The following is a 21,895-nucleotide window of genomic DNA, read 5'->3' on the forward strand; positions in this document are numbered from 1 at the left end:
AAAAAACTAACGACGGGACGCTTACTGCCTCCTATCGTTAGCTTTCTGTGTTTAAGCGACTTATAAAACCAATCAGCATAATCAGATCGTCATCTGACATCTTTCTCATTCCGTCCAAAGCCTTCTTGATAAGCTGAGGGTTATTCTCCTGTGCATCAAAAAATTGAAGCGGCGTGATTTCAAAATACTCACAGATGTTGAGAAACTGCTTCATAGACGGCATAGAACGCCCGGAAGAAATCGCCTGAATATAGCTTCTGTTCTGCCCTAACTCCATGCTCATCTGATATTCTGAAACGCCTTTTTTCAATCGTAATTCTGTGATTCGATTGCGGATAAATTCTTCGTCCATACGCTCACCTCTCTGCTCTTTTAGCATAGCAGAAAGCAATTCTTGATACTTCGTATGTATTGTGTTATAATTTTGTAATATAACCTTTATACGCATTATTATTTGCGTTATTTTTGCTTTATATGCGTAATCACGGCAGTTATCAAGGGTGATTTATATGAATCAGTATGCCTGCGCCATTACCGGCCACCGACCAACAAGATTTTGCTTTGGATATAATGAGGAAGATCCCCTATGCCAAAAACTAAAAGAATGTCTCCTGGAGCAGTTTCGGATACTCCATGACGAGAAATTTGTCTGTACTTTTTTTGTCGGCGGTGCTCTTGGTGTGGATATGTGGGCTGGAGAACAGCTGCTGACATTGAGAGCACAAACGGGATACGAGGATATTAAAATTATCGTTGTAGTTCCCTTCATCGGCTATGACTCTAAATGGCCGGATCAGAGTAAACATAGATTGAAAAAGCTGATCCAAAACGCAAACGATTCTATTGTTATTTCACATTCTGCGGATGTTTCCAGTTATAAAAAAAGAAATTATTATATGGTCGATCATGCAGAGTACCTTATCGGTGTGTTTGATAATCAGAAAAAGCTGCGCTCCGGCACAGCACAGACAGTCAATTATGCCTTACGGAATGGAAAAGCAATCACTCTGATCCATCCAGATACTATGGAAATAACAACCCCTACGACTTAACAAATTCACAAAAATTTTTCATTGGCATTTCCAACAAAATATTTTCATTGAAGGAGTGCTGTGATATAATATAATAAAATATAAAACTATGCTCAGAACAAATGGTGCCGCTATGAACAAATATATTGAACAGCAATTTGCTGCTTTAAGATACGAAAAAAATATTTTGGTTGTTGAAGAAACTACATCTGCTGGTGGATGCGGCTCCTTCAACGCGGCTTCTTCATGTCCTGCGTCAGCCTGTCTTTATGACAGTGCGGCGTGGGGCATTTTTTATTGTTCGGAAAGAGGTGGCCTGATATGAATTTACCAAAACGAAATAGTGCGGACGGGCGCTGTTACTGGATGAAGCCAGAGGTGCAGGAAGAACTGCAACCGCTCTTTGACCAGTGCATCCAGGATGCCATTGACGGGAAAATCACGCGGCTTGATGATTCCCACTGGCCGCCGGTAGTGGTCAGCAGTCAAGGTGCACCCTTTGAGGTATGGCAACTGCTTAGGGCATGGACCGAAATACAGCGGGCCGAGACCCTGGATGCGGAAAAGGCCATCGCCTTCAGCGAAAACCTGCGCCGCCAGAGCCGCTGGGGTGAAATTGACCACCATCTACTTGATATGCTGAAACGGGAACTACAAGAGAAGTATTTTGTTGCAACAGGCGATGAAGATGATCGCTTCTGGGATCGGGAGTATTCCCTGAAACCAGGTATTCGTGCAGAGCAGGTCCCGGAGCCACTGCTGCGCTTTGCCTGCTATGTGGCGGTGAGCTATAAGGTATATGGTATGGACTTTCAGTATCTGGACACCAATTACCTCTTTGGATTGGTGGAGAAAGTCCGTCCCGATATGGTAAAAAAACTCCGGGACCATGGAACCGGCAGGTTGCCCCTAAACCTGCAAAAGCGGAAAACAGATCACTTCACCGCATCGGCCAACGATGCCTTTGCTGTGATCCGTATTACTGCCAGGGACAACACAGAGGAATGCTGCCACGAAGTGCTGGACTACCTGTGTGAGATTCTGGAGCAGGAGGACTTTCCCCGCAGCTATGCGGTGGAGTTCAAAGGGCCGGAAAAGAGCTATCTTCCCATCACAGGACTGCCCAAAAAGGGAGTAAACCAGCTCTTTGCCTGTGCCGTGCAGTACCCTGGCCTCCACCCCCTGATGGAACGGTACGCCCGGCTTGCCATGCGGCAATATGAGCAGTACACCAATCTCAGCGATGAGCAGTGCGCGCTCCCCGGAAGTTTTGCCGTGTTCGCCCTGGGAATGCTGGGGCAAGAATGGTGGCAACTGGTATGGGATTATCTCGATCTCTGCGATGATGAGCACTCCCACTTACAGGAAAAATTCCTCCGGGAGTATGTGAAACAGTTCAGATTTACCGCTGATACCGTCCCTGTATTTGTCCGTGGGGTGCTGTCCATGCAGAACATGAAGTATTCCAAGGACTATGCCGCGTGGATGGCAAACGCAGAAAGCCTGGACGCTCTGCTGGAGGCAAAAATCCATCTGTCCGAGATCGTTCCAAGCGGTTTTTCCTCCGACGAGGATGACGATGATGACGAGGACGAGGAACCCGACGAGGAAACAGAAGCCAGCCCGGAGGAAGTACTGCAATACGCATGGGAAACGGTCTGCTATGTGATCTGGGGCAAAGCCAGCGCCAAGGGTGGTCAGAAAGTGGTGGAAGCAGCTCCGGAGGAGCTGAGAGAACAATATCAGAAAATTTTTCAATAGACTATAAGGAGGACCCGGATGAGTGAAGTAAGCTATTCAAATGTACCTCCCATGATGGCTGCCATCAAAAGTGGTGACATAGAGGTGATTCGTTCCCTGCTTCACGCAGGGCATTCTCCCAATGAGCCACAATGCTATCAGGTAATGATTGGAGATTGGCCGCGGGATGACGAAGCCTCTCCGCTGGAATTGGCTGTACTGGAAAATCGGATGGACATGGTACAGCTCCTGATCGAATGCGGAGCAGATTTGACCCATAACCCGGAAGAATTGCTTTGTGGTTCCCTGCGCAGTCAAGACCTGACCCTGTTTTCCTTTTTGGTAGATGTGGGAGTCAGAATCCCCGCAACACAAAGGGATATATGCAGGCTGTTTCTCCACTTGATGGATCGGGATGAGCCTAATGTACTCCCCATTTTGAAAAGGATGGGCATGGATTTGAAACAATACGGCGGTGAAGCCCTGCGCAGTATGGCGAGCCATGGAAATCAGCTGCTGGTGGAGTATCTGATTCAAAACGGGGCGGACATCAACTATCACAAGCCAGATATGGTGTTTCCCTACGCTTCGACTCCTGTCACTGAAGCTGCACGGCACAACGATTTTTCTATGGTGCGCTGGCTTGTGGAACAGGGTGCAGACATCACCATCCCGGATAAATACGGTGACCGGCCCTACACCGTGGCAGTACAGAACAAAAATCAGGAAATGGCCGCCTACTTAAAAGCTCTGGAGCCGGAGGAATGGCATAACAAACAGGAAAAGGCGCGTCAACTCATGCCTTACAAGCTGCCTGCCAAGCTGGTGGAATACTTAAAGACCGGCCCCTTGCGTCTGGAATTTCCAGAGCGGGAACTGGTGAAATGGGCGGAACTGTACCCCTACATGGATGTACAGGAGATGACCTGGAAACGGAAAAAGTTGCTCTCCCTTATGGCGAAAATGGACAATTACAGCGACTATTTGCTGCTGTGGAGTCCCAGAGATAAGAAACTCTGGTATCTGGACATTGAGCATAAGGAGTTTCATCCGTTAGCCAAATGGGAGGAATTTATTGCTGATCCCGGAAAATATCTTAATGGAATGATTGAGGGCGAGTTTGAGGAATAAGGAGAGAAGCAAAATGGAACAGGCATACTGCACCGCAGTTTTCTGGCGTGGCGGAGAAAAGATTGATCTGAATGGACTAAAACCAGATGCGGTACGGTGTCTGTCTGTGACGGGAGAGCGGAAGGTGAATCTGTCCCTCCTGCGGGATTATCCCAATCTGGAGGAACTGACCCTAATGGAAAAGTGTGAGGGTGTAGAAGTTCTCTCCGGGCTAAAGCAGCTTCATACACTGTCCCTATGGCTGTCGGCCCCTGTTTCCTGGGACAATGTTTCTCTCCCCGGCCTGCGTGTTCTCCACCTGCGTGGGGAAAAGAATGGCGACATCACCCCACTTCTCACCAGCATTACCTATCTCCATTTGGAGGAAATGCGGAAAACGGAAGATATTGCCCCTTTCCTGACTCCAGCGACCCGGCTTCAGAAACTCTATCTCCAGGCACTTCCAGCTGTACAGGAACTACCGGCTCTGGATGGGCTTCCTTCCCTTTATGCCCTGAAACTCTATGAACTGCATAAACTCAGCGATTTGTCCGCCCTATCTCTCAGCCATTTGCGCTACTTTGCCGCCTCTCTGATTGCGGATAAACTCTCCGCTCAGGCGCTGGCAGATGCTGTGATGGCGATTCCCGATTTGGAGGCAGCCGCACTCCAGCTGGTAGACCGCTCCGAGCGGCGCTATGGCGGTGTCCAAAAAGCCTTTGCCGCCGCTGGCAAGTCCCCGCTGCTACGGGAGGAAATAAGTGCTTTGAGTACATGGCTGTCGCTGTAACACAACGGAAAGGAGGCAACCAGATTGTGTGAGAATGCGAAAATTCTTTGTCCTTACTGTTTGACGAGAGAAATTGATCCGGCACAGGCGATATGCTCTGTTTGTTATTCAAAAGAGGATAAATTGGAACGAGGCAGTTGGGATGATCTGCGGAAGCGCAAGAATACCGATGAAATCCAGATGTTTACCATAGCCAAGAAAGTAGATGAAGCGTTCCAGGTACCAGAAAATAAAGCCTATGCCTGTAGAGAGAAACACGAAATGATTCAGGCCGAGGCTTTGGAGCGGGAAATGGAGGATTTTCACCGGCGGCGCATTCTCTGTATGGCGGAGATATTTTCCAAGATTGATTGCAGCAGCCTCTTTCCCAGCTACATAGAATTGGATACCTATTTCAAGAATGTGCAGGATTATGCCCATCAGCACATTGCCACAGAACAGCTCAGAGAGGTTCAGGAGTATCTGCGGTCACAGATTCCATGGAAATCCCTATCCAGTCAGCGGATGGATCTGGGGGCAGAACTTCTCAACTTTTGGTGCGGAGAAGATGAGTTGGATTGGGGCTATTCTCAATATTTTGAGATTGCAGCAGGTAATCTCAAACCGTTTCTTGCAATGACCTTATTCACAAAGATTCTGTGTAAGCATTTTCCAGATGTAATGTCTGCGCCAGTCAAGCGGCTGAGCAGCAAACTTTGAGTCACTAAAAAGGGGGTACTTTCATGCCAGACTGGGCACAAATCATATCCGATGCGCTGGACATTCTGAAATTTGACGGAGCCGTACAGGACACTCTGGCGGAACTGCGAGAAAAATGGGGCGCGCAGGTCCCGGCGCTGCTGGATGAACGCTTTGATGCCGTTGGCGTTCAGTATATGAAGCTATCCCATGAAAAAGGGGCGGCGGCATTGGGGCAGGAGCTGTCTGCCTTCGGCTGGGCGCTGTATAACCTGGATGATGAGGACGAGTATCTGTTTGCCTTGATCCCAGAGGAAGAACGCAGCGAATGGGAACGCTACTGCAAAAAGCAGGGGCAATATTGTCACCTGATGAAACAGCAAGGACGAAAATGGGGCGACCATGCCAAGGAGCAGGACCCTGGAAAGCTAATGCCCTGCGAGGAATACATACTTCAGGATGAGTACGATTATTTCTTCAATTCTCTGGCGGGTGATTTTGCGGCGGGAGAATGGAAAAACCAAAACGCAGAGGAGTGGAAAAACGGCTGTGTGGCCGATCTGCGCCACCGTCCGCCGCAAGTAATCCGCTCCCACAGCTTGCCGCACCTTGGATGCCTTACCTATTCCCCGGAACATGAACTATATGCTGCATCGAGGGCCGCTGGCAGCGGGACGATTGGCCGGGCATTACTGAGCAAGAATCCGGCTACCCTCAACTGGTTCGAGCCGTCCCCCATTGGATATGACGGTCCGCCCCGGACCCTGTGCTGGGCTGACCATTCCCTCTGGGTGGGCGATCCCACCAACGCCACACGGATTGAACTCACCGACCGGGGCACCTGTCAGGATGTGAAAAACTGGACTCTGCCGGAAGATGGATGGAGCACCAAATACCATTGTGGCATCGTGACAGACGGGTTGGGCCGGGTCTACTTTTCCAACGAGTGGTACAAGGGGCAGATTTACCGCTGGGAAAATGGCAAGGTAACAAAACACACCTTCTCTCTGGATGGATACGACCATCTCTCCGAGGCCGTTCCCGTTCCCGGCACAGGCCGCATTACCATGATCCATGCAGTCAGTGGCAAGGGGCGGATGGAAGAATGCCTGCTGGAACTGGACATGGACACCGGGCGGTGCCGAATTGCCCCCCTGCCTGGAATGGGCGAGTGGCTGAAACTTCGCTGGTTTACCGGGGACTGGCTGCTGGTGCAGGGAAACGGCGAGATCCTCTCCGATGACTTTGCCCAGCTCATCAATAGGAACACCCGTGAAGTGCTGCGTATCCGTCCGGGAATGTTCGGCGGGGAGAACATGCAGCACATTGGAATACTCACCGATGGCACGGTGGTCATCGTCACCCGGCGGGATAGGGTTGGGCCGGTATTTCGTTATCCCATCGACTTCTGGGGCTTCCTGCGGACGGCAAACAAGCCCAAAAAGCTGGAATGGCGAGAGTACAAAGAAGTGTACCCGAATTTGCCCATCTTCCTACCGCCCAAGGCCACAGAGCAAAAAATCATTCTCAAAAAAGACAGCCTGACCATCCTGGGGGCGGTATTTACGCCGCCGTTTACCCTGTCGCAGCTGGCGGAAAAATTGGGGCCTGCCCGCATTGTCCTGCAAAATGGAACACGGAAAAGCCCCATTACAGGCCGAGAGAGTCCCTATACCCAGGCACTTGCTTTGTGGGACGAGCTTGGACTCCAGGGCTGGTTAGATGAAGATGAGCAGACCATCAAAACCCTTGGTGTCCGGGTAGCGGCACAGGGAGAGTATGCGGTTCGGCAGACATTTGACGGAACGGTTTGGATCGGGTCCAAGGACTACCGGGAGGCCAGTTGGAAGGATTTCGCCGGATTTGCCCATACCCTCAAATTAGGCGGCTTTACCGTTTATACCCGCTTGCCGGGTCCTGTTTCAGAGGAGCAGTCAGCGCAGAAAGCAAAGCTGGAGGCCCTCTCCGCCATGGTGCAGATCAGCTGGAAAGAGCCAGAGCAAAAGGCAGCGAAAGCGCAGAAATACAAGTTATCCAAGCCGACTGAACCAGTGCTCACCTTTACCAGCTTCAACTTCAAGCTGGCGGTCATGGAAGTCCTGATGTACGAGAAAGGCTTACTGGCTCCTAAACTGGATGCCCATGAGTTTGCCAGAGAGTATAGCCGACGCAAGATCGACATTGACGCGGAAGGGTATGAACCCATCCCAGAGATTCGGAAGTGGCTGGAGAAATACCCTGTCCCGGAGCGGTTGGCCCCGGAGGTCACAGAAATCGAGATGGATGGCGGCAGCGAGATTTATACCCAGCTCTGTCCGTTCTGGGATGGCGAGGATGGAGCCTTTGATCTTAATACCATTACGGAGGCGGAACTGCGCCAGTTCCCCAATCTCAAACATATTACCCTCATGTCCTCCAAGCCGGAACAGGTGCTGCCCGTTCTGGAACGGTGCGGTATCAAGGTAGACTTGCTGTGAGGTGAAAGTATGGAATTATTTGCAAAAAGAATGACTTGGGAGCTGGACAATGATGAAGGACTGTCCTGCCTGTTCTTTGAACTGGAGGATGGTTACTTTACACTCTCCCGCAAGACCGGCGCGGAAGCACTCCGCTTGGAAATGAATGATCCAGCCAATGGTCAATTGATTGACCCGGACTGTTTTGAATATGCCCTTGATAATACCAGGTTTCGTCTAAATATCGTGCGGAACAACCGAAAGGTTCTGCGGTATCTGGAAGAACACCACATCAACACGGAGTTGTATGGAGAAATTGTCCTTCACTACACTCCTCTCAGCAAGCCACAGCTTGAAACATTATCTGCCGTGACTCTCAGGCTGTTTTTCGGTGAACTGCTTTTTTAGGCGAAAACAGAAGTGTCGTTGGCAGAAATCATGCGAGGGGATAACTATGGTTAAAATTCATCGTATTTGGTTCAATACGGAGAGAATGGACAGAGAGGATCACTACAAAATCACATTATTCAGTCGCCCTCGTGTATCTATTCATGTGGATGAGTACATTTGGAGTTTCATCGAAGAAAACATTGTGAAGCCACACAAGCTTATGCGTAGTGAGAAGCATGAGTATCTGTTAGACATTGCGTTTGGCCAGTTTGACCCAGCAAAACACCGATATTATCCGCTTTCCCCGTACAATGGGCCGCTTCGGGAAGGTGTCGAGATGGACAGCGCCAACAGAAGCTATTTCCGCGAGGACTTTGCAGGCGGCAAAGATCGGACTACCTGGTTCTCTCCCAATAAAATATGGACAAACTGCGGTGACAAGGTTCTGAATGTGGACATCAAAGCTGCCAATGTGAGCGAGAATATTACCCCCAGAGAATACGCAGATTTGCTTTTCGATGGAATTGGAGCGGCCTTGGTGTTCAATTTCAAAAGGCTCAAGCGCGAGGAGTTTGATGGGCTGAAGCCCAAGATTGATTGGAGCATCGTAGAAAGCTTCCCCTTTCCCGCACCCTTTGAGGAACAGCGGTACATTGGGGATGAAGGCGAAATTCATGTGTATTCTTGGGATGGCCGAAAGGAAACGACCCTTGTTGGTCCCTATTCCGTGCGGAAGTTGTACCTGGAGCATTTCGGAGAATCGTGAGGAGGAATTTTGCCGTGCAAGTCTGGTCAAAGATAGATTTTGACACTGGAAAGGTCATTTTTCTGGATGCCACGCGAAAAGAAGATATGCTGCAAGTGGAATATCCGAACTGCTTTCTGCTGGATATGGGCTGGTATCAGGACAGATACATCATTTCTGTCATTCATAACTTCGATTGGGCGAATCCAGTCCAGCAGTATGAAACGACAGAAACAAATCAGCTTCCCAAGCTGTTGACGGAGGCGGTTCGCCTTGTGGAAAAGGAATCACAGTCTGCCGGAGCAAATTGAAAGAGGTCTTGTTATGAACGAGAATTTATTTCGCCCACAATTTGATACATTAAAACTGTCAGATAAGCTCTGGCTGATGCAGACGCTGGCGACTCGTTATAATTTGACATTCAAAGAACTATACGCCTTTTCCCGCTGGGGACAAAGCTGCACCACCGGCCTGTTTGAAAAAGATGGCCGGGAGTTTGTCTTTATCCCAGGTGATACCGTGATTCTTGGCTGGGAGAGCTTTGTCCAAGGGATGGACAAGGCCAACCAAGAGGAACTGGCGGATATTTTTGCGGAAATCGAATATGAGGGCTCTGTGGAGGAATTTCTCCGGCAGGGCATGACCCCAGTACGCCAGGTGACCATCGGCCCCATGTTCGTAGGCAGAAAACTGGAGGAGATCGGCTGGGAAAGCGTACCTATGAACGACCCTCGCATCACCGCCCACCCTGAGTGGCTGGAGAACTTGCAGAGGTGGGCGGGTCAGAACAGCCAGAGTTTTGAGATACATGAAACTGTTCGCTTTGAACGCAATGGCGATGACTGGCGAGCGTGGCTGTGCCATCCAATGACCTACCCAGAGTTTCAGCTGTCCCTGTTGTGGGAGCTGGCAGCCAGCCTTCCCACGCCGGATGAGTGGGCCTATCTGTGCGGAGGCGGATGCCGCACCCTGTTCCCCTGGGGAGATGGACTGGATTACTCCATGCATCTGCACCACTTTGAAAGCGAGGAAGATCAGGGCAAGCCATACGACATGGAGCAGGCTAACTTATTTGGCCTGTCTATTGCCTACGACCCCTATAAGCGAGAGTTGGTAGACGGGAAAACATTGACCACCTGCGGCGGTGACGGTGGCTGCAATGTCTGCGGTGGCATGGGTCCTTTGCTTGGATATTTACCCTGTTCCCCTCACTGTAAACCGGAGGTTCGGGAAGATAACAAGATTCACAATAACTATGACTTTTTCCGTCCTGTTATCCGGGTGCAGACATCCGGGTGGAGAATGGTAATAGATAGAGCGCAAGAGTAAGGAGGTAAACTATGGAATGGCCAAAACGGACACGAACAGCGGATTGGGAAAACGGTGTCCTAACTTTAGATGGAGAAAAGAAATTTGATATTCCGAAGCTGACCGCAGAGATCATGGAGCGGTTGGCCGGTTACACCCTGGTGGGCTTCCATGTGAAAGGGTATCCGGTGACGGATGAACTGCTGGCCCCCTTTGCCGGGCATAAAAGCATGGTCAACTTCGGCGTGGAAAACGGCACCCTCACCGACGCCTGTTTCCCCGTTTTTTCCGCCATGCCCAAGCTGCGCATCCTGCTGCTGACCGGGAACGCCGGGATCGACGGCAGCGGCCTGTCCGCCCTGCAAGGCTGTAAGCTGGACCTGCTGACCCTTGACCACACTGGGCTGGATGATGCCGGTCTGCTCCAGGCAGCCTCCATCCCCAAGCTCTCTCATATCTGGATCGACCACACTGCTGTTACTTATGATGGACTGCTGGCTGTCGCCGGCAACAACTACATCAAGCCAGTGGCCCATGTGCAATTTACCAAGGAGCAGATGGAACACTTCTCCCAGCTCCAGCGGGAAAAGGCCAAAAAGCCCGTCCAGCTGGATGAGCAGGCAGCGTCGGAATGCCGCAGTGTGTTGTCCGCTTTCTTTGCCGAAATGACAGAATGGGAGCAGTACATGGAGCAGGTTGGGTTTGAAGATGCCGAGGCTGTGCCCCGCCTGCTGGCGATCTGGGAGAAGTATGTGAGCGAAAAGCCCCGTCTGGGCTATCGGCCTCTGGCCCTCTCATACAGCGCCCAGGGCACCTACAACGGGGAAGAATTCCTTGACGCGGAGCAGATCACCAAGAACAAGCTCTACATCTACACCAGAGAGAAAAATACCAGCTTTGACCGCCGCTTTCTCATGAAGCGCGTGGGCGAGGGTTGGATGATTGACGCGGTGCAGGAGCGGCTGAACGGCTGGCAGCGGACAGGATTGTAAGGGAGGCATAATGGATGATATATAGGTTTACGGAAGTATTAAACGATCTTGTTAATTATTTTCTCCTTGGTGACATTTTGTTGCTGGAGGACTGGAAGCAGGCAAATCATCTTTCAGATGATTTAGCGATGGAGTTTACCACAAACGAAAGCGGCGACAGGGTATTTGACGAAGGAATTGTAATCCCAATGGCCGGTATTGAAAACTATCCCTATACCATATTGTTCAATCTCTCTGGTGATAGACCGGAGCTGTGCAAAGAAAGAAACCGATTGCAGCTTAGAAAAAGTGGCTATTCCCTCAAAGTAGATCATAATATGCTGATGCTTTTTACATGGCCAATATTGGAACAGTTTACGCCTGAAAAGGTGAAAGATCTGATTTCTTACTATAGAGTGCATAAGAAGCCGATGATTGAGCTTGCAAATGGCTGGTATCATATCGAGATTTTGGGTGGAGAAACCTTGCAGGATGGGGACTATGAACCTACATTTGAGTTTGTGATACAACCAGCCACAAATGAAGAAGTCACCATAAATGCAGATATGAATTTTAGCTTTGAAATTACAAGCTCTGCTTATTAGTGAAACCTATCCCTACCGAAGATGGAAAAGGAGATTATGATATGGATTTATTGAAACAATGCCAGCAATGGTTTGAACAGGATGAAGCGCAGAAGGTAATCGACACCCTGGAAGCGATTCCTGCCGAGGAGCGCACCCCGGAACTGGACAGTGAGCTGGCCAAGGCATATATTGCCGTTGCACATATAGGAGAACGGGAGCCTTTTGAAAAGGCGCTGGAACTTTTGGCTCCCCATGAGGAGCATTTTGCCGAAGATCACTGCTGGAATTATCGGATCGCTTCCGCTTATTATTTTCTGGATGAGGAAGGTCCCGCCCTGCGTTACTTTGAAAAGGCCCTGAAAGCCCGCCCCGGAGACAAAGATACCCAGGAGTACATAGACGATTGCCGCCGTCGTTTGTCCCTGCCCCGCTTTGAAAAGAACTTCCGTGAAAGGACGCAGGAAGCATGGGCAGCCTTTTCTCAGATTGAGGTAGAACTGCGTCAAATCATAGAAACTGACGAAACGCACCAGCGCGGCGAAGAACTGGTTGAAAAATGCGGGAACGCGCTCAAAACGGCCCTGCGTGATACTTCTTTTGAGCTGGGCTTCAATGGCGAAAAGTATGAATTGATCCTCAGTCCAGAGGGCCTTCGCTCCCGCCTGTTCCCGTTGGTGTACTTCCAGAAGCAGGCCCCAGAATCGGTGCTTGAGCATTGGAATATCTGGGTAGGCCGCCAGCCCTGTGAGGGGTTCGAGCTGCGGGCTGGAGAGATCGAAGTTCGGGCTGATGATGTGCAGATGTGGGCAGAGGAAACAGAGGATCATCAGGTAAGTCTGGTCCTTTACTGTGAAAAGCTGACGCCGATCTTGAAAGAGGACACAGACAAGGTCTGGTGGGCACTCTCTATGCTGGTAGATCAAACCATCGGAGAAGTTTCCGCTATCGCCTTTGTTGCTGGGTTTGATGTTTATGCTCAGCCGAAAGACGAACCGGCCAAGCTGCTTTCTGAACTGCCGGAGTTGCTGCAAAGCATGGGACTTTCTCTCTGGCGGGATGGCAGCGACTACCTGGAAAACAGCTACCTTGCCTATGAACTGAAACCGGTGGAGGACCCAGAGGCTGACTGGCGGCTGGATGTCTATACTGGAAGCTGCCGCCTGCTGGTGCTCATCAACGACTACCTGACTGCCCGCAGTGATATGGTGGATGAGTACCACAAGGATGGCATTGCCGCTGGATTCCTCCTGTACCCGCTGTCCGGTTTTACCGGTGAGGAACGAGTGAAAGTCATTCTGGATTTCCGGGATAACCTGCGGGATGCCATCCTGCGGGATGCAGGAGAGGAAGCCGTGACCTTCCTGGGTGGGGCCACTGGTCTGTATTGTGGGTATCTGGATTTTATCGCCTGGGATCTGCCCGCTGTACTAACAGCAGCACAGGCATTCTTTGAGGGAAGCGACTTGCCCTATGCTCACTTCCACGCATTCCGGCGGGATGTGGGTGGTGTGCCACTGCTGGACGAGAAAGAACCGGAGCCTGATATTCATGAGGAAACTGGCTCCCTGCTCTCGGCGGAGGATATTGAAACACTGGAATCCTTTGATGAAGGAACCACCGGTTACTTTGAGAAAATGCTCGGCTGGCTGGAGGATTTTATCAAAAGTGGCGTAGAAGAAGGACGATTCAGCGAAAAACAGGCTCACCAGGATTTGCAGATTGCCCTCTGGTATGCCTTTGCCTGCCTTAATCTGGACGATTACATCCACTACTACCGCGCTGCGGAATGGATGAAGGATTCGGAGAAAAACGCCACGGGCTGCGCTACCTGGTACTACCGGTATTCTGTGGCGTTGATGTATTGCGGCAGGCTGGAAGAAGCACTGGAATATGCGGAGCGGGGCGCTCTGGAGGAGCCGGACTACCCCTGGATCTGGCTCCATCTGGGCAAGCTGCGGGCGCATTTTGGCGATAAATCCGGTGCGCTGGATGCCGTCAAGCAAGGATTAAAACTGGAACCGGGAGATTATGAGTTCCTGACCTTAAAAAAAGAGATCAAAGCCGGAGCCACCCTGGAACAGATGGAATATCATTGGATCAATCCCGATGCTGACCAAACGCTCCAGCGGGGACTGGACGGGAATGCGGATGATAAACAATGCGCCATAGCCTGCATTCGGGTGGACGAAGCAGGACTTGCCGAATTTTATGAGCTGTTCCACCCAGAGCGGTATAGCTATGAGAAAAACTCCCCCTGCTGTGAATTCCAATATCCAGTGCAGGAACATCTTGTGGAGCTGTCCTTCCGTATGAATGAAGCTGGACTCTCCAAGATGGGAACCGACTGGCTGCGGCAGCTCAAGGAACGGCTGGACAGCGGTGAATGGCTGACCCACACCCCTGAAGGAGAACCAGAGGGCATTCTAACAGGTGTGTTTGTGGACCAGACCCGCCGCATTGGTCTTGTCTATCAACAGCCGGGAGACGATCAGTATTTTCAGATTTTCCTGAACCCGGACGGTACGAAGGCGGATGCCTTCTGGTCCTCAAGAAAAAACAGTGAGCCAGAGGTTTATTCGGAGGATGAGATGTCTGCGATAGAGCAGCACATCAAAAACACCTTTGGTGAGTTTGAGAATGTGTTCCATGAGCTGGTTTCTCCTGACATCCATGTGGACATCTGCGTTGTTCCACCCTCTGATGAGCGGGACTATTACACACTGGTAACGATGGGCATGGGTGCTCATCGGATGAATGTGCCGGAGGAACTGGCGGAATACAAGCTGGAGCGAGCAGAGCTGGCCATCGCTCTGCCACCGGATTGGAAACTGGATGAGGAATCCCTGAAGGATGAGCGGTGGTACTGGCCTATTGGTCTCTTGAAAGTGTTGGCTCGCCTGCCCATTTCCAACGATACCTGGCTGGGCTTTGGCCACACAATGGACAAGCAATCGCCGTTTGCAGAGGACACGAAGCTCACCGCCGCTATTCTGACCGGTCCCCAGGGCGTGGAGGAAGGCGGCGAAGTCTGCACTTTGCCGAGCGGCGAGGAGGTCAACTTCTATCAGGTGATCCCGCTCTATCATAATGAGATGGAGTATAAGATGGAGCATGATGCGGACGCCCTGCTTGAAAAGATGGCAGGCATCAGTTTTGTGGTCAATCCCACCCGCCAGAATGCCATCACCAGAGGAACGCTTGCAGAGGAGGAGTTCACCGGCGATATGGACGATGCCGCATGGCACCTGGAATCCATTCAGGAAAAGGGCTTGCCGGTGAATGAGATCAATGCCTACAACCACATGGCAATCTATCTGCGCTGGTGCATAGAGCATGATCTGATGAGCGCGGAATTTATGGAGCGGTACTGGGAGCAGGTGCAGCCGTTTATGGCAGATCTGAGCCGCGCCGATCTGCGTGGCTTTATCCGGGACCAGCTGAAAGGACAGCTCTTTGGGGCGCTGTTCAACAAGGAGGGCGCAGCCTTTGCTGGATATTACTATGGCGAGGCGGATAGCCCGTACTTCCCCAGCGACATTGATAACTATGCTTTGGAGTATTTCGGTTCAGAGCAATATTATTCCGATAAGTTCCAGGATGAAGCCTATCTGTTCATCCCATTTGATGAAAACTATTATCAGGCTATGGCAAAAGTCATGGAAAAGCGGTTCGCCAACTGGCAGGGACAGAGTTTCGATGAGGCCACTCTGGAGCCTTCAGACCTTGCGGAAGCCATGATGGAATATCTGGACTGTGAATGTACCTATTTCCCCTCAATGACGGATGATGACCCCATCATGTCGGCATATAACTATGCCAAACGGGAAAGTGTCAAAGAGGGCTTTGTGCCGGTTCTGATTAAGGCGGATGACGAAATCCTGTGGGAATGCCTGATTATGAATTCTAACCCGGACAGCGATGGCGAGGACGACTTTGCTTTCGACCCGGACAAAGTTGCCGAATACCGGAAGAAAATGCTCTCCGCCCCTGTCGAGAACAGTAAGGCAGTCCTGGAGGAAATGATTGGGCAGCGCAAGGAAGAAGCCGAGGATGACGATATGGACTGGGATGAGGAGATCCTGGGCGAGATGGAGGGCGGATATGATAACCGTCGTTTTTCAAGCTACTGGAATTCCGATAATAATATGACCTATCCTCTCATTCTGGCTAAAATCCCCGTGAAGAATCCTTGGGAGATATTCGCCTACCTGCCCTTTGGTGGCTGGAATGAGTGTCCTGACACGCCGGAGTTAATGGCAGTTGCGAAATACTGGTTTGAACAGCATGGGGCGGTGCCTGCTGCCATGAGCCACGACGAGTTGGAGTTCCTGCTCCCGGCTCCTGTTTCCGAGAAAGAGGCCATAGATGTGGCGGTGGAGCTGTACGGCTTCTGCCCCGATGTGATTGACCAGGGGCCGGAGGACGCCACCGTGGGCGCTCTGGCCGATGTGCTGCGACAGTCCACTGTTTGGTACTTCTGGTGGGATTGAAAGGAGGATTTTTGTGGGATACGATGTGAGTTTTCACCCGATTTCACCAGAGGAAATGCGGGAATGGTATTTTACTCCCTTAACCTGGATACAGCAGGGACAGGAGGAAAAAGTGCTGTCCCTTGCCGCGCAGCATGGAATGGAGGATTTCTATACCGAAAAATATCTGAATACCTTGCGCGTTGGGGCTGAAACGGAATCTAACGAGCTGTTTGACAAAAGCCACGGCTTTTACATTGCGGTGGTCCAGGGATTTTTCCGCGATTACTATTACACCCGGGGAAGCGGCTTTTCCTTCCTGTTGGAGGAGAAGCCGGAATATGCCCGGTATTTCACGCCGTGGGCACAGGTGGCACCAACCGCCTTTCCCAATCCGGCAGAAAATCAGATCATCGAAAATTACTGCTCCGGTGTGTACCTGTCTCCAAAGCAGGTCGTGCAGCTTCTCCGGGATCTGGAGCAGATGCCAAAGGTGCTGGAGGATCTGGAGGGGCTTTGGCGCGATGGACAGTTTGCAGTGCTGAAAAAGGCCCTCACTGCCGCGGCGGAACTGGGTGTCGGCCTGCTGGAAGCTACCGAGGTGGTGGAACCAAACCCCATCTCCCCCAATGAGAGTACCAGCTATTCCAACCTGTACCACTGTGATCGAGATGGGGTGTATCTTTATATGGACACCGTCAGCAGACAGATCGAAGATGCTATCAGGAAAAGTGAGGAATAAGTATGAGCAATAAAGTGTTCCAGCAAAACCTGGATGACAAAAAAGGCTCCCAGCCCGGAGGCCCCTATCTCATTCAGATGCTGTTCAAAGAACCGGTAGAAATGCCGGATAAAGAAAAAATGACTGCCATAATGGAGAAGTACATCGGATCAACAGAGTGCTTCTGTTATGATAAGAAAATGGCCGGTTTTGCCGCACAGGAGCATATTGCAGAGTTCAAGGACGGAAAATGCCCGGTGCAGCTGATGGTGATGAAATGCGACAAGTTCAAGGGCAAAGGCTTCGATGCCTTTTTGATGAGCCAGATGTGGGACTGCCAGGAGGACCGGGAGCGGATCTTCCGAGAGTGCCGGTATCAGGTCGTGGCCACCGATATGCTGGCAGCGGCGCTTCCGGCGCTGGAGCGTGCCAACCTGGATGCCGACTTTCTGGAGGCTCTGGCGGAGCTGTACCCCACCTGTGAGGCATTCTATTTCCAGAACTGCGGCAAGCTGTTTCTGGCAGAGGATGTACGCTCCCATCAGATTGAGGGTCCGGACCGGTTCATCCGCTTTGGGGTCAATGTCCGCTTCTTTAACATTGAGGGCACTGAGGATATGCTCATCGACACGGTGGGCATGAGCACCCTGTTCCTGCCCGACCTCCAGTACCACTTCCACGACATGGACCCAAATTGGGTAGTAAACCATGCCTACAATGTGGCGTCCTATATTCTGGAGCATGATAACCCCATTCAGGATGGTGAAACCATAGACGGCGTGGCGGATGGCCAGATGTGCCGAGAGATTCAGTGGAAGTGTCAGTATGAGGACGCCCTGATCCAGCCGCCCAGAGGGGTGCTGGACATCAACATGGGGAACTATGCCTCGGGAGGACGCTGAATGAACGGTGTTGTGCTCCTGGTGGGCGGACTGCTGCTTGTGGCGGTAATCAAGCTGATTATGGATCGAAATTGGACTGGCCTACTTCTCTGTGCTGTCGCCCTGCTTCTGGTCTTTGGGACTGGACACCACACAAAATAGGCCATTTTAAGAATCGAGGAGGTGAAGTATGCAGAATTCAACAAATATGCGGATACTGGAATTACTCCGGTTTCTCTATGCGCGGACCGATGAAAACCATCCCGCCACAGTATCTGAAATCATTTCCCATCTGAATGGAAAAGGAATTCAGGCAGTGCGGCAGACTGTTTACGCAGATACCAATGCGCTGATCGATGCAGGGATTGATATTGTGGTGGTCAAGAGTACCCAAAACCAATATTTTATGGGAAGCCGCCTGTTTGAGTATCCAGAACTGAAAATGTTGACAGACGCAGTAGCATCCTCGAAGATCATTTCTGCCAAGAAATCCGAGGAACTGGTACAGAAATTATGCCGTCTGACCAGCACACATCAGGCAGAGCAGCTTCAAAAATTTGCTGCTTTATCCAGCCGTGTCAAACCGCATAATGAAAAGGTTTACTATATCATTGATAATATCCAAACAGCGATTGGAAACCATCAGCAAATTCGGTTCCAATACTATGAATATACTCAGGAAAAAAAGAAAATCTTGAAGCATGATGGATATTATTATGTCGTAAATCCCTATGCGCTTGAATGGAAAAATGACCATTACTATTTGATTGGATTTTCTCTGAAGCATCAGAAGATTGCTCACTTCCGTGTAGATCGGCTAACAGGCGTAGAAACCCTTGAAACTTGCTTTATACCGATAGAGGGATTTGATGTAGCCTCCTATACAAACAAAATGGTGGATATGTTTACCTCAGAGTCATCGAAAGAAGTAACCCTGGTATGTGAAAACGAACTGATGCGTGTAATCATAGATCATTATGGAGAAGATGTACCTGTTGAGAAATATGATGACGCACACTTCACAGCAAGAATTGAAGTAAACCCCAGTGGAACTTTTTATGGCTGGATATTCAAATTCAAAGGGAAAATAAAAATTCTCTCTCCCAAAGAGTGCATTACGGAAATCCAGCAAATCGCTCAGGAATTTATATAGTGCAAAAGAGGTGTTATTGATTTTTAACACCTCTTTTCAAATGGAATTTTTGTCCTTGAAGTGAACGGATGTTCGATATACAATATAAGCAAGATGTTCGCAGTTCGTCGAACAAATGAGAGGTGAATGCTGTGGGCAATATAACTTTTGGATCATTTATAGCCGAGAAACGCAAGGCACATAAATTCAATTTACGCGATACAGCCAAGCATTTGAATATTGCTTATGGCTATCTGTGTGACATTGAACAAAGCCGCCGTCCTGCTCCCACTGGAGATTTTATGGAACGCATCTCTGCCTTTCTGAATTTGGATAAATCAGAACATGAGTTGCTTTTGGATCTGGCCGCAAAATCACGCAATACAGTATCTGCTGATTTGCCAGACTATATCATGGAAAAAGATATTGTTCGGGCGGCCTTGCGTGTGGCAAAAGAAGTAGACGCTACCGATGAAGAATGGCAGACATTTATGAAAATGCTAAAGGAGCGTAAACGATAGGGGGGATAGCTTTGTCAATTCCACAAATCCGTACAGAAGCAATCGAGGCGGTAGGGCGAAAAATCCTGATGGAATATGATCCCTCTCTGCTATCCGGGCAACCATGTCCTGTGCCAATCGAAACCATTATCGAGACAAAGTTTGATCTAATCCTGGAGTTTCATACACTAAGAAAAAACCCCAAGATATTAGGGGAAACAATTTTCGATGACGGTGCCGTTGTTTTATATGACCAGATACAGAGACAGTATCGAATGATTGCAGTAAGAGCCGGTACAATCTTAATTGATGAACGGCTTTGTGATCCGTCAAAATTAGGGCGGCTCCGTTTTACCTGTGCCCATGAGCTGGCTCATTGGGTACTACATAAAAAGTTGTACTCTGGTACTGGAGATGTTGCTGCTTATAACGGAAATGTTTCTTCCGACGAAAGTCATGGCATAATTGAGCGTCAGGCGGATACTCTGGCCTCTGCTCTGCTGATGCCTTTACCGCAGATCAAAAAATGTTTTTACCGGCTTAAAATAGGCCGGACAGATGAACAGCTCATTGCTGAAATGGCAAATATTTTTGAGGTTTCCAAGCAAGCAATGCAGATTCGTCTAAAATCCAGGAACCTGATATAACCAAGGGGGGAATAGAGGGAGGCACTGCCCTCTCTCACTCTCCTCTGCTATGCTATTTTGTACCTAATATGTTCGCAATATCGCGAACAAGGAGGGATGTTCCATGAGAAAAGAAAGTACAACAATCCAAAAATGTAACAGCAGGCTAACAGCTTTGGGGCTTAATAGCAACGCTGCGTTTCATAGAAGTAAGCTGATTCTAAAGATTTACCGTGATGTAGTCTGGGTTCTGAGTGAACGGGCAGAAGAATTGCAAGAAACTGCTTGGATTATGGGAGAACAAGATATAGAGTCTGGCCTCTGCTATCTTGAAAATTTTGCACCAGATATTGAACTGCAAGCCTTTGAAGAAAAAGTTTGCTGCCTTGTTCAAAATCAAATGCTGGTCAATATTATTGACCGTGCACTCCTTCGTCTGAAACGGTATCCGGATCGAGGAGAACTTTACTATGAAATTTTGACTAAGCAATTTATCTATCGGTTCAACAGTACAGAGAAAGAATTGCTGGAAGAACTAAATATAGAGCGCAGTGTCTTTTATGACCGAAAACGAGAAGCCATCTATTTATTTTCTGTTTGCTTGTTTGGATATTCTATTCCAGAAGTCCTGGAGGAGCTGCCCCGACTAAATCCCGACAAATCCCCGACCTAATCCCTACTCCCTTCCGACTTCCGACCTGCTATACTTGGTATAGTGGCAGGAATGCACTAAATTGAATACTTTTCTACATAAGGCCCGGCATTAACCGGGCTTTTTTCATTCCTGCTGCAATATGGCGGCAGGAACATGGCTGGAGGTGAAAACACTTCCGGCCTTTTTCTTTGCCCGGTATTAGGAGGCCGGTATGCGCTGGGAGGCGTACATAGCAAAATATCCATGACACCGTTCAAATTCGCTGACTACCAAGAATTTGAACGGAGGAAAGGATATGACGAGAGTATTCATTTGGAAAAATAACAGCCCACAGGAATGGGAGGAAATCAGTTTTTCAGCGTTCAGTAAGGCACGCCGCAATGGTTGCTTTACTGGGCGCTTTTTTGTTGAAACAGTCAAAATGTTCCGTGATGAAGATGACCGCATTATCATGGAATGTTCTCGCAAAGATTTTGAAAAATACCAACAGGAGGACCGCCACAGCCGCTATCTCCAGGAACATGAGAAAAGTCGCTCTATATTCCCGGCTTCTCATGTGGGAGATCGTGACGGCACAGAGGAAGGTTATCAGGATACAGATTTGTTTGTGGATGAATCTGTTGATACTGCGGAACAAGCAATTTGTAATCTTCTTATGGCCGATCTGCACCGTGCTTTGCAGCAGCTGAGTCAAAAAGAACGCTCTTTTATCTTGGATTATTACGGCATGGAAAAGCCAAGTACACTGCAATTAGCCAAAAGATATGGCATTAGTCAGCCCGCAGCTCATAAGCGTCTGAAAAAAATTGAAGAAAAAATAAAAAAGTTGGTTATAGATTTCTAAAAAAAGTGGCAGTAGCAAGTGAAAGGGAAATCCTTTTACTTGCACCTTGACAACCTCATATACGAATCATTAAGTTTGATCCTCTTTGGGCGTAATAGCCGCTACATCAGCGGTATATTTTCTGAGAGCTGCCACTCGCATAACAGGCCAACCCATTTTTGCTGTATAGATGAGTTTTCGGTTTATCAGAAATATATCAGGCTGGAATACATCGGATGGCATCCGGTCATGGCATAACAAGGAGGAAAGCTCTCTTACAGC

Annotated in this window: 22 protein-coding genes; 21 read left to right on the top strand and 1 reads right to left on the bottom strand. The window is 49.5% G+C overall.

Features of this window, described 5'->3' with window-relative positions; all coding sequences use genetic code 11:
* Positions 1-37: 37 nt before the first annotated feature.
* Positions 38-352: a helix-turn-helix transcriptional regulator gene (locus DWY93_RS12085; protein ID WP_117472350.1), complete on the bottom strand. Its 315-nt coding sequence runs from the start codon at positions 350-352 to the stop codon at positions 38-40.
* A 157-nt stretch (positions 353-509) separates the two neighbouring features.
* Here DWY93_RS12085 and DWY93_RS12090 point away from each other — a divergent pair, with 157 nt between their 5' ends.
* From DWY93_RS12090 to DWY93_RS12190, 21 genes are all read left to right on the top strand, one after another.
* Positions 510-1,052, top strand: a complete 543-nt coding sequence (locus DWY93_RS12090) for a DUF1273 domain-containing protein (RefSeq protein WP_117472352.1) — start codon at positions 510-512, stop codon at positions 1,050-1,052.
* 112 nt (positions 1,053-1,164) lie between these two features.
* Positions 1,165-1,356, top strand: a complete 192-nt coding sequence (locus DWY93_RS12095) for a hypothetical protein (RefSeq protein WP_117472354.1) — start codon at positions 1,165-1,167, stop codon at positions 1,354-1,356.
* On the top strand, positions 1,353-2,792 hold the full coding sequence (locus tag DWY93_RS12100) for a DUF6138 family protein (RefSeq protein ID WP_242984369.1): 1,440 nt from the start codon (positions 1,353-1,355) through the stop codon (positions 2,790-2,792). The genes DWY93_RS12095 and DWY93_RS12100 overlap by 4 nt, the downstream gene beginning before the upstream one ends.
* A gap of 18 nt (positions 2,793-2,810) precedes the next feature.
* Positions 2,811-3,902, top strand: a complete 1,092-nt coding sequence (locus tag DWY93_RS12105) for an ankyrin repeat domain-containing protein (RefSeq protein WP_181968541.1) — start codon at positions 2,811-2,813, stop codon at positions 3,900-3,902.
* A 13-nt stretch (positions 3,903-3,915) separates the two neighbouring features.
* Positions 3,916-4,671, top strand: coding sequence for a hypothetical protein (locus DWY93_RS12110; protein ID WP_117472356.1), 756 nt, complete (start codon positions 3,916-3,918; stop codon positions 4,669-4,671).
* Between the two features lie 24 nt (positions 4,672-4,695).
* Complete coding sequence (locus DWY93_RS12115; RefSeq protein ID WP_242984370.1) at positions 4,696-5,370, top strand: hypothetical protein; 675 nt, start codon at positions 4,696-4,698, stop codon at positions 5,368-5,370.
* Positions 5,371-5,393: 23 nt separating this feature from the next.
* Positions 5,394-7,826, top strand: a complete 2,433-nt coding sequence (locus tag DWY93_RS12120) for a hypothetical protein (protein WP_117472358.1) — start codon at positions 5,394-5,396, stop codon at positions 7,824-7,826.
* Positions 7,827-7,835: 9 nt separating this feature from the next.
* Positions 7,836-8,213, top strand: a complete 378-nt coding sequence (locus DWY93_RS12125; RefSeq protein ID WP_117472360.1) for a hypothetical protein — start codon at positions 7,836-7,838, stop codon at positions 8,211-8,213.
* Between the two features lie 46 nt (positions 8,214-8,259).
* Positions 8,260-8,961, top strand: a complete 702-nt coding sequence (locus tag DWY93_RS12130) for a hypothetical protein (RefSeq protein WP_117472363.1) — start codon at positions 8,260-8,262, stop codon at positions 8,959-8,961.
* A gap of 14 nt (positions 8,962-8,975) precedes the next feature.
* Complete coding sequence (locus DWY93_RS12135) at positions 8,976-9,251, top strand: hypothetical protein (RefSeq protein WP_227898881.1); 276 nt, start codon at positions 8,976-8,978, stop codon at positions 9,249-9,251.
* 13 nt (positions 9,252-9,264) lie between these two features.
* The gene (locus DWY93_RS12140; RefSeq protein ID WP_117472365.1) at positions 9,265-10,269 is read left to right on the top strand and encodes a hypothetical protein; all 1,005 of its coding nucleotides are present in this window, start codon (positions 9,265-9,267) and stop codon (positions 10,267-10,269) included.
* An 11-nt stretch (positions 10,270-10,280) separates the two neighbouring features.
* Entirely contained in the window at positions 10,281-11,240 is a 960-nt protein-coding gene (locus tag DWY93_RS12145) for an NTF2 fold immunity protein (protein ID WP_097777485.1), read from the top strand.
* 14 nt (positions 11,241-11,254) lie between these two features.
* On the top strand, positions 11,255-11,824 hold the full coding sequence (locus DWY93_RS12150; protein ID WP_097777486.1) for a hypothetical protein: 570 nt from the start codon (positions 11,255-11,257) through the stop codon (positions 11,822-11,824).
* Positions 11,825-11,865: 41 nt separating this feature from the next.
* The gene (locus DWY93_RS12155) at positions 11,866-16,296 is read left to right on the top strand and encodes a suppressor of fused domain protein (protein WP_117472367.1); all 4,431 of its coding nucleotides are present in this window, start codon (positions 11,866-11,868) and stop codon (positions 16,294-16,296) included.
* A 13-nt stretch (positions 16,297-16,309) separates the two neighbouring features.
* Complete coding sequence (locus DWY93_RS12160; protein ID WP_117472369.1) at positions 16,310-17,017, top strand: hypothetical protein; 708 nt, start codon at positions 16,310-16,312, stop codon at positions 17,015-17,017.
* 2 nt (positions 17,018-17,019) lie between these two features.
* Complete coding sequence (locus tag DWY93_RS12165; protein ID WP_117472371.1) at positions 17,020-17,898, top strand: DUF4261 domain-containing protein; 879 nt, start codon at positions 17,020-17,022, stop codon at positions 17,896-17,898.
* A gap of 169 nt (positions 17,899-18,067) precedes the next feature.
* Positions 18,068-19,030 carry a WYL domain-containing protein gene (locus DWY93_RS12170; protein WP_117472373.1) on the top strand — a complete coding sequence of 321 codons (963 nt, stop codon included), beginning with the start codon at positions 18,068-18,070 and terminating at the stop codon, positions 19,028-19,030.
* Positions 19,031-19,161: 131 nt separating this feature from the next.
* On the top strand, positions 19,162-19,530 hold the full coding sequence (locus tag DWY93_RS12175) for a helix-turn-helix transcriptional regulator (protein WP_117472375.1): 369 nt from the start codon (positions 19,162-19,164) through the stop codon (positions 19,528-19,530).
* Positions 19,531-19,541: 11 nt separating this feature from the next.
* Positions 19,542-20,156, top strand: a complete 615-nt coding sequence (locus DWY93_RS12180; RefSeq protein ID WP_002592912.1) for an ImmA/IrrE family metallo-endopeptidase — start codon at positions 19,542-19,544, stop codon at positions 20,154-20,156.
* Between the two features lie 103 nt (positions 20,157-20,259).
* The gene (locus tag DWY93_RS12185; RefSeq protein ID WP_117472377.1) at positions 20,260-20,808 is read left to right on the top strand and encodes a hypothetical protein; all 549 of its coding nucleotides are present in this window, start codon (positions 20,260-20,262) and stop codon (positions 20,806-20,808) included.
* Between the two features lie 277 nt (positions 20,809-21,085).
* Positions 21,086-21,634: a hypothetical protein gene (locus DWY93_RS12190; RefSeq protein ID WP_003524839.1), complete on the top strand. Its 549-nt coding sequence runs from the start codon at positions 21,086-21,088 to the stop codon at positions 21,632-21,634.
* Positions 21,635-21,895: the final 261 nt, after the last annotated feature.

It is taken from the genome of Clostridium sp. AF28-12 (assembly GCF_003435225.1).
Taxonomy (GTDB): domain Bacteria; phylum Bacillota; class Clostridia; order Lachnospirales; family Lachnospiraceae; genus Pilosibacter; species Pilosibacter fragilis.

Excerpts from the sequence above, each read along its gene's own strand:
- DWY93_RS12085 (WP_117472350.1), bottom strand. The coding sequence starts at position 352 with ATGGACGAAGAATTTATCCGCAATCGAATCACAGAATTACGATTGAAA.
- DWY93_RS12090 (WP_117472352.1), top strand. The coding sequence starts at position 510 with ATGAATCAGTATGCCTGCGCCATTACCGGCCACCGACCAACAAGATTT.
- DWY93_RS12095 (WP_117472354.1), top strand. The coding sequence starts at position 1,165 with ATGAACAAATATATTGAACAGCAATTTGCTGCTTTAAGATACGAAAAA.
- DWY93_RS12100 (WP_242984369.1), top strand. The coding sequence starts at position 1,353 with ATGAATTTACCAAAACGAAATAGTGCGGACGGGCGCTGTTACTGGATG.
- DWY93_RS12105 (WP_181968541.1), top strand. The coding sequence starts at position 2,811 with ATGAGTGAAGTAAGCTATTCAAATGTACCTCCCATGATGGCTGCCATC.
- DWY93_RS12110 (WP_117472356.1), top strand. The coding sequence starts at position 3,916 with ATGGAACAGGCATACTGCACCGCAGTTTTCTGGCGTGGCGGAGAAAAG.
- DWY93_RS12120 (WP_117472358.1), top strand. The coding sequence starts at position 5,394 with ATGCCAGACTGGGCACAAATCATATCCGATGCGCTGGACATTCTGAAA.
- DWY93_RS12125 (WP_117472360.1), top strand. The coding sequence starts at position 7,836 with ATGGAATTATTTGCAAAAAGAATGACTTGGGAGCTGGACAATGATGAA.
- DWY93_RS12130 (WP_117472363.1), top strand. The coding sequence starts at position 8,260 with ATGGTTAAAATTCATCGTATTTGGTTCAATACGGAGAGAATGGACAGA.
- DWY93_RS12140 (WP_117472365.1), top strand. The coding sequence starts at position 9,265 with ATGAACGAGAATTTATTTCGCCCACAATTTGATACATTAAAACTGTCA.
- DWY93_RS12145 (WP_097777485.1), top strand. The coding sequence starts at position 10,281 with ATGGAATGGCCAAAACGGACACGAACAGCGGATTGGGAAAACGGTGTC.
- DWY93_RS12150 (WP_097777486.1), top strand. The coding sequence starts at position 11,255 with ATGATATATAGGTTTACGGAAGTATTAAACGATCTTGTTAATTATTTT.
- DWY93_RS12155 (WP_117472367.1), top strand. The coding sequence starts at position 11,866 with ATGGATTTATTGAAACAATGCCAGCAATGGTTTGAACAGGATGAAGCG.
- DWY93_RS12165 (WP_117472371.1), top strand. The coding sequence starts at position 17,020 with ATGAGCAATAAAGTGTTCCAGCAAAACCTGGATGACAAAAAAGGCTCC.
- DWY93_RS12170 (WP_117472373.1), top strand. The coding sequence starts at position 18,068 with ATGCAGAATTCAACAAATATGCGGATACTGGAATTACTCCGGTTTCTC.
- DWY93_RS12185 (WP_117472377.1), top strand. The coding sequence starts at position 20,260 with ATGAGAAAAGAAAGTACAACAATCCAAAAATGTAACAGCAGGCTAACA.
- DWY93_RS12190 (WP_003524839.1), top strand. The coding sequence starts at position 21,086 with ATGACGAGAGTATTCATTTGGAAAAATAACAGCCCACAGGAATGGGAG.